Source organism: Acinetobacter sp. Gutcm_16, from assembly GCF_028649355.1.
GTDB classification, from domain to species: domain Bacteria; phylum Pseudomonadota; class Gammaproteobacteria; order Pseudomonadales; family Moraxellaceae; genus Acinetobacter; species Acinetobacter johnsonii.
In genome coordinates, this window is record NZ_JAQSUV010000032.1 from 43,672 (window position 1) to 57,355 (window position 13,684).

Below are 13,684 nucleotides of genomic sequence, written 5' to 3' on the forward strand. Positions count from 1 at the left end.
GAATTACCATCTCTGATATGGGTTGAAAGAAATAAGTCGGGTGACTTTTGGTCCTTTGACTCGGCGCTTTATAAATTCTAGTTAGATAGCGTTTGGATACTTCATAACTAGGAGGCGGATGATACAGAAATTTTCAATAAAATAAACAGCTTTTGGACATTATCTGCCAGAAATTTACTAAAAAAATATATCATGCCAAACCATAGCTTAAATTATCCTCTTATAGTGTGACAACGTAAAGAAAAGCCGATGAATTTATTTATTTTTCAACTTCGCCACAAAAATTCAAAATACCCACCTTGATTGAAAAATAAGTTTTTGAAATAACTAGCTTTATCTAGGTTTTTCTGAAAAATATTTTATACCTTTTTTTACAATCGAACCACAATATTTTCGCAAATTCACCACAAATTGGCTTTAAGCTTTTTACAAATGTTGCAAAACTCCTCCTAAATAAAAAAGGAATAAAAATGCGTCAATTCTTCATCCCAGCAATCGCGCTTAGTGCTTTATTTAGCTCAGCAGTTTTTGCTCAGTCTGAGAACCAATTAAACTACAATATTGTCAATGTTCAGGCCGAGGCAACACGCCAAGTATCTAATGATTTAATGAATGCAACGCTTTACATTGAACGGAGTAACAAACAACCTGCCGAACTCGCTACACAAATTACGCAGCTCATGAATCAAGCCACAGCTTTAGCTCGTAAATATCCAAGCGTTAAAGTCGAAACAGGTTCTCAAACCACCTACCCAATTTACAACGATGACAACCAAAAGTTAAAAGAATGGCGTGGTCGTGCTGAAATTAATTTAGAAAGTACCGATTTTAAAGCAGCGAGCCAGCTGATTGGTGAGCTACAGCAAAACTTCCAAACGCAGTCAATCGGCTTTAGTGTGTCCGACACACAACGTAAGAAAGTGGAAAATGAGCTGATTGTTGAAGCATCGAAAAACTTTCAACAGCGTGCGCAATCATTAGCACAAGCATGGAGTAAGTCAGGTTATAACTTGGTTAACTTAAACATTAATACCAGCAACTACTACCCTCGCCCAGTCATGATGCGTGCAGAAAGTGCAAAATTTGCAGCAGCTGATGCACCAATGCAAGATGTTGCAGGCGGCGAATCCAAAATTACTGTGAATGCAAATGGTACTGTTCAACTTAAATAACAGATTTCATTCAAATTCATCTCAAAAGCTACGTTTATCGTGGCTTTTTTATTGTGTGTCCATCAAGAAAATTTTAATTCGCCTATTAATTCTAGTGTTTTAATTGCAATAAGTGATAATGGTTATTATTTGATTTCAACAAAGTTCAGCATATGATAGCCGCGCTCTTTATTATGGATTGCGCACAAAAGAATGATTTCATCACGTCTTCATCTGCAGGATCGCAGATTATTCAAAGCCAAACAACTCAGCATTGCGATTGGGCTTTCTATGAGCTGCTTGACCTATGCACAAGCAGAAGAACTCACTGAAGCAACGAGCAACAATGTACTTCCGACCATCAAACTTGAAGCACAAGGCAACTGGTTAGAAGATGCCAATGCAGAGAAAGTGCAAAAGCATGCAGGCGCTCGTACGATTATTACTCGCAATCGCTTAGATGAAGTTGCTGCGACTTCAATTAAAGATGCCCTGAAGCAAGTGCCTGGTGTTCAAGTCCAAGAAAATAATGGTACTGGTGGCAGTGATGTTTCACTCAATATTGGTGTTCGTGGTTTAGCCTCTCGTTTATCTCCTCGTTCTACAGTATTGCTTGATGGCGTCCCACTATCATTTGCGCCTTATGGACAACCTCAGCTTTCTCTAGCACCAGTATCATTAGGCAATATTGAATCTGTAGATGTGGTTCGTGGAGCAGGTTCTGTACGTTTTGGTCCGCAGAACGTTGGCGGTATCATTAACTTTACAACTCGCGCGATTCCTCAAGAGTTTGCAGGTAATGTCAGCCTAACGACCGAATATGCTTCGGGTACAGATCAAGTTAAATATAGCCCGAATCTATTTGTAGGCGGAACCTTAGATAATGGTTTAGGCCTTGCTCTGCTATATTCGGGTACAAAAGGTGATGGCTACCGTGAAGCCAATAATAAAACTGACATTGACGATGTCATGTTAAAAACGGCCTATCAAATTACAGATGCTGATGCGATTGCCTTAAACCTACATCACTATGAAGGTTATGGAGAAATGCCTGAAGGCTTAACTGCCGAAAAATATGCACAAAACCCTTATCAGTCAAATAAATCACGTAATTATTTCTCTGGCCGCCGCTCAGATGTGTCTTTCCGCTATACACATCAAGATGAAAAAAATAACTTTGAATTGCTGACCTATTATATTGACTCATTTCGCACGAGCGACTTAGAGACAGATGTTAGTGCAACGACTTCGCGTATGGACACATCTCCACGCGACTACAAAGTATTTGCCATTGAACCGCGCTGGTCTCGTGCATACCAATTAGGCAACTCAAATAGCGAATTCACTATCGGCTATCGTTATTTAGATGAAGATAGTTCTGAGTTCTCAGGTCGCTCATCTACATATGCATTGAATGCACCTGTGACCGAAATTAAAGCACGTACCACGAGTGAAGGTGGCACTAAAGCACATGCAATTTATGCAGATAACCGCTTCGATTTAGGGAACTGGGTCATCACACCAGGACTACGTTTTGAATCAATTGAAACGCATAACAATTTTACTGCCTATAACCAAGGCGTAGCAGTTAATACCGTTTCACCCAAAATTGATTCAGATGAGTTTTTACCCAGCCTATCGGTTATGTATAAAGCGACAGACAATTGGAACATTTTTGCCAATGCGGGCGTTTCATTCGGCCCACAGCAATACAACCAATTGGCACGTTTAGAAGGTGGTATTGCACAAAGTACAACTGATGGCTTACATCCTGAAAAGTCCAATAACTATGAAATTGGTACAAAGTATTTAGGCAATGGTCTAAATGCAGAATTAACCGCGTTTTATTTAGACTTCAAAAAAGAGTTAATTTTAGAACGTGATGCCCAGAACAATGGCATTTGGACAGACTTAGGCGCAACCAGCCACAAAGGCGTAGAACTTGGTCTGGCTTATGACTTTGCTTATTTGACCGATGCGCTTGAGGGCTTAAAACTCTATAGCAACTACACCTTCACCAAAGCTGTGGCTGAAGCAGGTGACTTTGAAGACAAAGACCTTCCGTTCTACTCACGCCACACAGCCAATGTTGGTTTAGGCTATAAAGTGAATCAATGGAGCGTCAATGCAGATATGTTTGCGCAATCTAAGCAGCATTCTCCAGGTTCGGGTGATACCTATCAAACTGACGAATCGGCTGATGGAAAATTAGGTGATATTCCAGGTTATTCCACTTTTGCCGTGCGTACAGCGTATGACTTTGGCGAGCAATTCCACGGTTTAAAAATCGCGGGTGGCGTTAAAAACGTGTTTGATAAACAATATTTCACACGTTCTACTGACTCAACAGGCGGAAAATATGTAGGGCAACCACGTACCTTCTACCTTCAAACGTCATTTGATTTCTAAAACTGAAAGCCAATTAGTTCAACTACATTGAACTGTTAAAAAAGACTACATTTTTGTGGTCTTTTTTATTTTAACAATATGACAAAATTATGACTATCTTCCATACTTTATAAACACAATCCACTTTCATGACTCTTTCAGAACTTAATTTATCGCTTTTTTCATGGATTAATGCTTCTCCTGAAGCCAGTAATACCAGCATTCATTTTGCCATTTTCATCGCCAATGACCTGCTCTATTGCATGATTTTACTGTTTGCTTGGTTTTGGCTACGTGGTAACTATGACACTAAAAAGCAGATATTGAAGGCGTTTATTTTTACCAGTATCGCCATTTTGATCAGCCAATGTATTTCTCATGTGTATTATCACCCACGGCCTTTCGTCATGGAGGTCGGACGCACTCTCATTTACCATGCACCCAATGGCTCTTTCCCGAGTGATCATATGCTGATTTTTAGCAGTATCGCTTTTTCTTATCTCTTCTCTGCACAGCGTAAACTAGGAGTCTTTATCTTGATCATGGCTTGGCTGGTTGCATGGTCACGTGTCTATCTTGGTGTGCACTTCCCTTTAGATATGCTCGGCGCTTTTCAATTGGCTTTTGCCTTAAACTTCTTTGGATTAAAGCTTTGGAATCTCTATAAAGATAAAATCATGCAATGGGCACTCACCATTCACTTTTACTTATTTAAGCCACTTATTCAAAAAGGCTATATCAAATAACTTTTGCTTTAAAACAAAAAATCCCGCTCGAAAGCGGGATTTTTTTTAATGCGTTTAAATCAGTAGATCGCCATGTGGTTGCGATGAATCATCTCAAGTGAACGTGCTTCACCTAGAACTTGGTGAACTTTATCTGACGCCAAGCCCTTTACCAGCTCCGCAGAGCGCGAACTAAAGTTGACACGCCCGACCGCAACACGGCCACCTTGGATATCAACACATTCAACCACGTCACCGCGTTCAAAATGCCCTTCCACAGCTTTCACACCAACTGGAAGTAAACTACGATGATTATCTTTAATGGCTTTGACAGCACCATCATCCAACACTAAACGACCCGCAGTTTGTAAGTGAGCCGCCAACCACTGTTGATGAGCGGTAATGCGGTCATTATCTGTAATAAACAATGTCCCGAGCATTTCACCATCCATCAAACGTTCAAGCACATTGTCGCTTTCACCACTGGCAATCAGCGTTGGACAGCCAGACTTTGCAGCTAAGCGTGCAGCACGGACTTTGGTCAACATACCACCACGACCAAACTTACCACCACCGCCAGCCATATCAAACAAACTCTCATCTAGAGCACGCACGGTATGGAACAATTTCGCGTCTGGATTTGAACGTGGGTCTGAGTCAAACATACCCTGCTGATCAGTCAAAATAATTAACAAATCCGCATGGACTTGACCTGCAACCATTGCTGCCAGCGTATCATTGTCACCAAAGCGAATTTCATCGGTCGAAACCGTGTCATTCTCGTTGATCACAGGAATAACATGCCATTCAATCAAGTTCTGTAAAGCGTCACATGAGTTCAAATAACGACGACGGTCTGCCAAGTCATCATGGGTTAATAACACTTGCGCAGTCTGAATGTGATGTTTTTCAAGCACACTTGACCACGTATGAATAAGGCCCATCTGACCAATGGCAGCACACGCCTGAAGACTGGGTAGATCGGTGGGTCGGCTGTCTAGCTTCATACGAACCATACCTTCAGCCACAGCTCCTGACGACACCAGAATAATCTCATGTCCTGCATTGTGTAGATCTGCAATTTGTTTCGCCCAATGCGAAATTGCATCTATATCTAAACCTTGCCCATTTGCTGTGAGTAAAGATGATCCGATTTTAACAACGATTCGTTTACAAGCTTCGAGCTTACGTTGCCCATCTACCACTTCTATCATCTTGTCCTCAGTTACTCATTACGAGCTTAACGTACGTAAAACACTTCCACTTCGCCGTCATCTTCATCATCGTCTTCATCATCATCAGCCAACAGGCCTGCAAGGCGTTGTTGACGACGCATTTCACGATATGCTTCTTTAGCGGCAATCGTTTGTTCGCGTGTTTCAGCTTCAAGCTGCTCACGGAATGCTTTTACTTCAGCTGCATAGTCAGGATCTTCAAGCTCACGTTCACGTTGTTGCTCAATTTGATCCATCAGGTAATACACAACTGGTTTTGTCCCTTCAGACATCAAACCTGAAGTTTTGAATACAGGACCATCCCACTGCATTTCATCTAAGATATGCTGACACCATTCATCACGCGTATCGTCTGCAAGTTGGTCAACTTTGTTTAACACTAGAACGATAGGTAACTTTGAAAGAGTCGGAGAGAATTTCTCTAACTCAGCCAAGATTGCTTTTGCATTGTATGCAGGATCTGAACCATCAATCGGCTGAACATCCACAATGTGAAGCAAAATACGCGTACGCGCCAAGTGCTTTAAGAAACGAATACCAAGACCTGCCCCCTCAGAAGCCCCTTCAATCAAGCCTGGAATGTCCGCCATAACAAATGAACGGTGACTGTCTGCATCGACTACACCAAGGTTTGGAATCATCGTGGTAAACGGATAGTCTGCAACCTTAGGTTTTGCTGCTGATACGGCACGAATAAACGTCGATTTACCTGCATTTGGCATACCTAGTAAGCCAACATCGGCCAGTACTTTTAGCTCTAAACGAATTTCACGGAATTCACCTTTAAAACCATGGGTACACTTACGTGGCGAACGGTTCGTCGATGATTTAAAGTGAGTATTACCCAAACCACCATCACCACCCGCTGCGACAAGCACACGCTGACCACTTTCAACCAAGTCGCCAATAATGTCACCTGAGTCAGTATCAACAATGGTTGTACCTACAGGAACCTTTAATACGGTGTCTTCACCACCACGGCCTGCGCAGTTCGCGCCACGACCATTTTTAGCTCGCTCCGCACGGAAGCGGCGAGTATAACGGAAGTCTACAAGGGTACTGGTATTATCATCAGCTTCGATAAATACGCTGCCACCACGACCACCATCACCACCGTCTGGACCACCAAAAGGTACAAATTTTTCACGGCGAAAACTGGCTACGCCATTGCCACCGTCGCCAGCCTCTACGGTAATGACTGCTTCATCAACAAAGCGCATGCTGCCAATCCTCTAAATACTTTAAAACCGCATATTCTGCCATATTTTACAAAATTTCTCGAATAGAATTATTCAGCGAAACATGAAATTTAGTCACAAAAATGCCAAAATCTAAATTTTCGACACTTTTCACCTGATTTTATTCATTTTTTAATTTAAATGTGCTGACCATTTAGTCGTTAGGCCACTCTTCAACTCATTTTATTCAATCCTAATCAACTTTTACTCCAAGAAGGATTTTCACATCAAAATAGCGCACTAAAAAAGTAGATTGTTTGATCACAAGACTTTTTCACAACCAGAAATTCGAATCAGCTCTAATCCACTTCCGCACTCCTGAGGAATTCACTATTAAAGCGCAATTAAGGATTATCACAATCAATCCACAATACTTGTCATCTTTTATTTTAAAGCTGCTACTCGCTCCTTGCTTTCTAGAATTTCAGGCAAACTTTTTTCAATCCAACCAATCAAATACATGGTTTTCTCAGCGGCTTGAAAACCCAAGATCGTCAATTGGTACTCTACTTTGGGCGGCACCACAGGATAGACCGTCCGTAGAATAAAGCCATCATGCTCAAGCGTTTTGAGTGTCTGAGAAAGCATTTTCTCACTCACTCCTTCTATACGCTGCTTGAGCTCACTAAAACGATGTACGCCATCACTTAAACAGCGCAACACCAGTACCGACCATTTACTCGTAAGATGCTCCAAAATTTCACGAGATGGACACTCCGTGGATAAAACTTGACCTAACAATTTGCTTGTCGCATAGGTGTGCATCATTTCTCTCCATTTAGTTTATTACTTACTTTTTGGTACGTACTTACATTTAGTAAGTTAACAGATTAAGATACAACCATCAAGTATAGAAAACAACCAACATAGGTGAATTATGAAAATTGCAATCACAGGCGCAACAGGACAACTTGGCAACCTCGTTATAGAGCAACTTTTGCAGCTGACCGCTGCCCAGAATATTGTTGTGCTGGTTCGTAACATTGATAGAGCTGAACATTTCAAAGCGCAAGGTATTGAGCTGCGTGAGTTTGATTATGACCGCCCTGAAACATTAGTTCCTGCTCTATTAGGAATAGATAAGTTATTACTCATTTCAGCCAATGAAATTGGTCGTCGTACGCCTCAACACCAAGCAGTGATTGATGCTGCGAAAGTGGCCGGCGTGCCTTATCTTGCTTATACCAGCCTACTTCGTGCAGATACCTCTCCACTCGGCTTAGCCCAAGAACACCGTGAAACCGAAAAACTAATTCAAGACAGTGGAATCACTTATACCTTCTTAAGAAATAACTGGTATAGCGAAAACTACCTTGCAGGTGTTGCTCACACTATTGAAATTGGGACGCTTTTTGGCGCAGCTCAAGATGGCCGAATTAGCTCAGCATCACGTATAGATTATGCTGAAGCTGCAGCGAAAGTCCTAACCTCAACAGGTCATGAGAATAAGACCTATGAACTAGCGGGTTCTGAAAGTTTTATTAAAGCTGATTTGGCTCAATTCATCAGTCAGGCAACACATAAGCCAGTCATCTATCAAAATTTGTCTGCCGATGACCTGCGTCAAGGCTTAATTCAAGCCAGCCTCCCATCACACTTGATTGATGTGATTGTGGATGCCGATGTGCAGACCGCCAAAGGCGCGATGTACAGCAACAGTAAAGACTTAGAACATTTGATTGGACGTAACACCACCAGCATTCAAAATGCAATCAAAGCCGCACTTTAAGCCACTCATTTAATTTTCACATTCAAACACCACCAATGATTGGTGGTGTTTTTTATGGATGAATGTTCTTCACGGGTAGTGTCATATTCATCTCCAAGTTCGCCGTCGTACTTCGCTCTATGTTGTACATGGTGGCATTGAAGCTTGCTATTTTTCGCATAGTCATTGGGTCATTCAAATTTAACTGTGGTGCAAACTGATGCAACACATGCAGTCGTACTTGCTCATCAAACTCAAAATAGACCAAACCATTAAACATAATTTTGATTGGGATCTGATAGTCCTGCTTTAAATGAAATGGTACAGCCAGCTTAATCGGAATATCTAAAGTGAGTGGGAACTTAGGCAATAGTTTATTTTGATAAATTAGATCTGTAGTTGTCTCCAACGGCATGTTCTCATCAATGAGTACCTCGGTTTGATAATCAACAGATACTGAAACGGGTACTTCTACTTCAAACTCTAAATTTGCCAAATATTTCCCAGTCAAAGGTAGGTTGATTTTCTGATCGATTTTCAGTTGCGTATCCAAAGTCCCAACGGATTGGGTTTCTAAATAATTACCCACTTGGATTTTTGTCGGTAAAGAGTCTGATAGTTGAATTTGTGCTTCACTCGCAGACACTTGCATACTGGCTTGAATATTCAGGTACAACCAAAACAGCGCACCCACTAAAATTACAACACACACAAAACTCAATACAAGCCGCTTCGCAGACTGGAATATCCACATACTCCCTCCTATGGCTTCACGTGTTCTTGAGGTTGAGGTTTTTCACGCAGTAATTGCAAGCTATTAAGTGGAATTTTCAACTCCCCCTGCTTGATTTCAATTGGCAATGTATTTTGTACATCCACCGACGCTTTCAATGCTGTTTTAATTGGAACGTTTAAATGCCCTTGTATTGGAATATTGGTCTTAACCACTGTATTTACTGGAATATGTAGATTTTCTTTCAGTACTGTTTTCACAGGTGCATCAAATTTGAGGTGTACTTGCTGTTCTAGTGGCACATCGATATGAATCGGCACATCCAACTGAATTGGAATATTTCCTTTTAAAGGCAAAGTCACATCTCGCCCCATGACTTTCACTTGCACCTTAGTATCCACAGGCATGCTCTGATTAATTTTCAAGGTTTCACGCACTGGAATGGTGGTTTTAATCGGAACCTGATTATCAAAATATACCCGTGGAGTCAGCGTTTGGGTCAGTGGAATATTCAGGTTTTCACGAATCGGAATTTCTGCATTAACGCGTCCTGTGACATCAACATCTAAGGCATCATGAATTTTAACCTCGGCTTGTAAAGGCTCTTGCAAATCAATACTGACTTTTTGATTTTCTAAGGGAATATAAATATTAAAGTGTTTAAACGTCCAAATAGCGATAATTACACCGCATACAGATGCCAACACAATGAATGCCAATCCACTTAGCATATGCTTCAGTTGCAAATTCAAATTCCTTTTGTTTTATTTTCTTTTATCTGACAAATATCATCCTTTTGTCAGCTTAGAAAGTCTAAGGGGCTGTATACCAACCAGACTCTTTAATTTTTATCATCCTATTTTACACAGTACATTTTGATTATTCTAAGTAAATAAGTAGGAATTAAACATTGGCAACTCTTACCATTCAAGCGAATACTTATGTCACCCCGCTGCCCCTAATCAGCTTTAACACATACAACAACGCAAAAAAAAGAGCCTCAATTGAGGCTCTTTTTAGTCGCTATTACAAATTATGCATTTGTTTCAGCTGGAATTTTTGGATAGCTTACGCCGCCCATTTGCTCTGCAATACGTAACACTTGGCAGCTATAACCAACTTCATTATCGTACCAAACATATGCAGTTAAACGGTTGCCCGAAGTGATTGTTGCTTGCGCATCAAATACACCCGCAGTACGTGAACCGATAAAGTCAGATGATACAACTTCAGTCGAGTTGGTATAACCGATCTGACCTTGAAGGCTAGAGCTGATTGAAATTTTACGAATGTATTCGTTCACTTCATCACGATCAACTTCTTTATCTAAAGTTAAGTTCAAAATCGCAAGTGAAACGTTTGGTGTTGGAACACGTACAGAGTTACCTGTTAATTTACCTTGAAGTGCTGGAAGTGCTTTAGCAACCGCTTTAGCCGCACCTGTTTCAGTAATCACCATGTTCAACGTTGCAGCACGACCACGACGGTCTGCTTTATGGTAGTTGTCAATTAAGTTCTGGTCGTTTGTGAACGAGTGAACTGTTTCAACGTGACCATTCAACACTGTGTATTTGTCATGCAAAACTTTGAGTGTTGGTGTAATTGCGTTGGTTGTACAGCTTGCAGCAGAGATAATAGTATCTTCATCAAGAATGTCAGCTTGGTTCACACCAAACACCACGTTCTTCATGTCGCCTTTACCTGGTGCAGTCAAGATCACACGTGCAGCGCCTGGGCACTTCAGGTGTTGAGCAAGACCTTCCGCATCACGCCATTTACCCGTGTTGTCGATCACTAACGCATTGCTAATACCATAGTCGGTATAATCAACTTCAGTTGGGTTCGACGCATAAATGACTTTAATGAATTGACCATTTGCAATGATTGCTTCGTTTTCTTCATCAACAGAAATCGTACCAGAGAATGGACCATGGATTGAGTCACGGCGTAATAAAGACGCACGTTTTTCCAAATCACCATCAGATGACTTACGAACCACAATCGCTTTTAGGTTCAAACCACGGCCAAGACCAGACTGACCAATCATTAAACGTGCAAGAATACGACCGATACGACCAAAACCGTAAAGAACAACGTCACGACCTTCTACTGAAGTCGCACGACCTTCTACAGATTTAACAGCGGCTGCAACAAATGTATCAACATCGTCACCTTGCTCTTTAAACGCAACAGCTAATTTGCCTAGATCAATTTCAGCAGTACCAATATTTTCAATTTTAGCCAACGCTTCAAGAATTGGGAACGTGTGTACAACTGAAAGCTCAACGTCCATCATACGAGTGAAACGGTGTGCTTTTAAAATTTGGATAACTGAACGGTTAACTAAAGAACGCCCAAACACTGAAACCACAATATTTTTTTCACGGTAAAGCTGACCGATCAAAGCGATCATTTGTTCCGCGATTTCTTCACGGTTTTTCCAGCGACCTTGGTGTTCTGCGTGTAGGGCGATGATAGTCTCTTTGCTCACAGATACGTCCTCTAATTAATTTAATCTAAGCATAAATTTTAAAACCCAACAATTGTAAAGGATTTAACGCCAAGTTTGAATCGAAAGCTGTAAATGCATGATGTTTTTTGTCGTATATTCATTATTAATTTAAGAAATGATTGCATTTAGTCTTATGATTTTGCAGTATAAAAATTAAAAAAATATTTTTTAGATAAAAAATAAACAGTTACACAAATGATGTTTTATCAAACAGTCAACTATTCTTAAAGGGCAATAAACAAATCAGGAACTTGCTTATCGCCCAAATTCCAGCGCAATGACAGCTCCGAACATCATCAAATTAGTCTGAATGTTGCTGTTTTTCAAAATGCTCAATATTTCGTTCGAGCTGTTTTTTATTTTGTTGCTGTTTATATAAATGCAACAAGCCTTCAATAATAAGCAATAAGACTGCAAACCAAATTGGAATATAAGTAAACCACTCACCTGCCTCTATACGCTCTCCCATGGCAACTGATGCTCCTGCTAATAAAACAGGCTCCAAATAACTCAGCAAACCAAAGATCACAAAAGGTAAATAACGACTCGCGAGTATATAACTTCCGAGTCCCATTGCACTTAAGAAACCCAATCCAATGACCGCCAAAATCAGATGTGGAAACTCTTGTATCAAAGCCAAACTATCGCTATGCACAAAGCCCAAATAAAACGCGACAGGTAAAATTAAAAACAGATCCCACCAGAAGCCACCCAAATGATCCGTTTTACAAACACGGCGCAGGAAGAAATACAAAGGATAAGCCAAAGCGATATAAACCGTTTCCCATGCCATGCTACCAATACGCCAAATTTCATGTCCTACCCCAAGCACAGCAAAGGCTACCGCGGCCATTTGCCAGCGGGATAGTTTTTCCTTGTAAAGGATGCAACCAACCAACACCATGACCAAAGGCAGTAAAAAATAGCCGAGTGATACTTGTAGACCACGACCATTCATGGGCCCCCATAAAAATAGCCACAACTGCGTGGTACATAAAACTGAACTAAACAATAACCAAGCAAACATCCAAGGTTGTTTAAAGAGACGCTTAAACAACTCCGAAATGAGTTTTAAATCACCACTCCACCACATGAATGCGGTTAAAAAGGGTAAAGTCGAAAGCATACGCCAAGCAAAAGTTTGTTCACTATCTAAGGGCTTTAAAAAAAAGGTATAAAAATACAAAACCCCAAAAGTGACGGATGCTAAAACCGATAGTGCAACACCTTTATACATCCTTCACCCCACATTGAATTACACGATTTTTTACTAGGTTCCGATTATAAAGCGTTCGACTGTATAAAGCTTTATTATTCAAGTTTTAAAATACGTATATGAAACTAAAAAAGCCATGCTTCAGCATGGCTTTCAAGACTTAATAAATTTTACTTTTGCAATTGTTTGGTATGAATCAGATCATTCAAGTCATAACCCACTGACTTTGCATATTCTAAGTATTCATTAATGACTTTTTGGTCTGGCTGAGGCGAGCGAGAAAGCACCCACATATATTTACGGCGTGGCTCACCCACTAAAACCGTTTCATAGTCATCATCAATTTTTAAAATCCAATAATCCCCCCGTGCCACAGGTAACCAACGCACCGCCTCAGGTAAAAAACTCACTTTCAACTTACTATTAAAAGGTGGGTTTTGTACAAATGCTTCACCTATGGACTGCATCAGCTTACCATCTTGGGTATAACAGCGGTTATCTACTGTCACATTGCCATTTTCATTCAGGGTATAAGTAGCCGAGACATTAGTTCCGCATTTATTTTGGAAGTACATGGGCTTACGTGCAATTTCGTACCAAACCCCCAAATAACGGTCTAATTCAACCTTATCCACCACGGCTAAGGGTTTGCTTTGGGCGTAAGCCATGGTTGCCATGCCTAACCCGACTAAAACAGCACCACCTACAGCAATTTTGGCAAGCGTAAACCCCGCCTTTGGAAGATTTGCAGACATAAACTGTACCTTTAATATTTCAG

The 13,684-nt window shown here is 40.8% G+C and carries 12 protein-coding genes; 4 read left to right on the forward strand and 8 right to left on the reverse strand.

Annotated elements, in window-relative coordinates; genetic code table 11:
• The first annotated feature begins 470 nt into the window (after positions 1–470).
• From PTT44_RS09280 to PTT44_RS09290, 3 genes are all read left to right on the forward strand, one after another.
• On the forward strand, positions 471–1,172 hold the full coding sequence (locus tag PTT44_RS09280) for an SIMPL domain-containing protein (RefSeq protein WP_004693610.1): 702 nt from the start codon (positions 471–473) through the stop codon (positions 1,170–1,172).
• Between the two features lie 192 nt (positions 1,173–1,364).
• Positions 1,365–3,560, forward strand: a complete 2,196-nt coding sequence (locus tag PTT44_RS09285) for a TonB-dependent receptor family protein (protein ID WP_168159026.1) — start codon at positions 1,365–1,367, stop codon at positions 3,558–3,560.
• A 128-nt stretch (positions 3,561–3,688) separates the two neighbouring features.
• Positions 3,689–4,285: a phosphatase PAP2 family protein gene (locus tag PTT44_RS09290; protein WP_168159027.1), complete on the forward strand. Its 597-nt coding sequence runs from the start codon at positions 3,689–3,691 to the stop codon at positions 4,283–4,285.
• Positions 4,286–4,344: 59 nt separating this feature from the next.
• On the opposite strand, the gene proB is transcribed toward PTT44_RS09290, so the two are convergent.
• The 3 genes from proB to PTT44_RS09305 form a co-directional block, all read right to left on the reverse strand.
• Positions 4,345–5,478 carry a glutamate 5-kinase gene (gene proB, locus PTT44_RS09295; RefSeq protein WP_062034593.1) on the reverse strand — a complete coding sequence of 378 codons (1,134 nt, stop codon included), beginning with the start codon at positions 5,476–5,478 and terminating at the stop codon, positions 4,345–4,347.
• A 26-nt stretch (positions 5,479–5,504) separates the two neighbouring features.
• Positions 5,505–6,719, reverse strand: coding sequence for an Obg family GTPase CgtA (cgtA, locus tag PTT44_RS09300; protein ID WP_168159028.1), 1,215 nt, complete (start codon positions 6,717–6,719; stop codon positions 5,505–5,507).
• 402 nt (positions 6,720–7,121) lie between these two features.
• A complete protein-coding gene (locus tag PTT44_RS09305; protein WP_273795638.1) occupies positions 7,122–7,502 on the reverse strand; it encodes a winged helix-turn-helix transcriptional regulator in 381 nt (126 codons plus the stop codon).
• Between the two features lie 112 nt (positions 7,503–7,614).
• On the opposite strand from PTT44_RS09305, the gene PTT44_RS09310 reads away from it, so the two are divergent.
• Positions 7,615–8,466 (forward strand): SDR family oxidoreductase, encoded by an 852-nt coding sequence (locus tag PTT44_RS09310; RefSeq protein WP_168159029.1) that lies wholly within the window; start codon positions 7,615–7,617, stop codon positions 8,464–8,466.
• 52 nt (positions 8,467–8,518) lie between these two features.
• On the opposite strand, the gene PTT44_RS09315 is transcribed toward PTT44_RS09310, so the two are convergent.
• The 5 genes from PTT44_RS09315 to PTT44_RS09335 all read right to left on the reverse strand — a co-directional run bounded on the left by PTT44_RS09315 (position 8,519) and on the right by PTT44_RS09335 (position 13,661).
• Positions 8,519–9,199, reverse strand: coding sequence for a hypothetical protein (locus PTT44_RS09315; RefSeq protein WP_168159030.1), 681 nt, complete (start codon positions 9,197–9,199; stop codon positions 8,519–8,521).
• A gap of 8 nt (positions 9,200–9,207) precedes the next feature.
• On the reverse strand, positions 9,208–9,909 hold the full coding sequence (locus tag PTT44_RS09320; RefSeq protein ID WP_171527547.1) for an MFS transporter: 702 nt from the start codon (positions 9,907–9,909) through the stop codon (positions 9,208–9,210).
• Between the two features lie 302 nt (positions 9,910–10,211).
• Positions 10,212–11,669 carry a glyceraldehyde-3-phosphate dehydrogenase gene (locus tag PTT44_RS09325; protein WP_168159032.1) on the reverse strand — a complete coding sequence of 486 codons (1,458 nt, stop codon included), beginning with the start codon at positions 11,667–11,669 and terminating at the stop codon, positions 10,212–10,214.
• Positions 11,670–11,991: 322 nt separating this feature from the next.
• A complete protein-coding gene (gene rarD, locus PTT44_RS09330; RefSeq protein ID WP_168159033.1) occupies positions 11,992–12,927 on the reverse strand; it encodes an EamA family transporter RarD in 936 nt (311 codons plus the stop codon).
• Between the two features lie 149 nt (positions 12,928–13,076).
• The gene (locus PTT44_RS09335) at positions 13,077–13,661 is read right to left on the reverse strand and encodes a lipocalin family protein (protein WP_168159034.1); all 585 of its coding nucleotides are present in this window, start codon (positions 13,659–13,661) and stop codon (positions 13,077–13,079) included.
• Positions 13,662–13,684 lie beyond the last annotated feature (23 nt).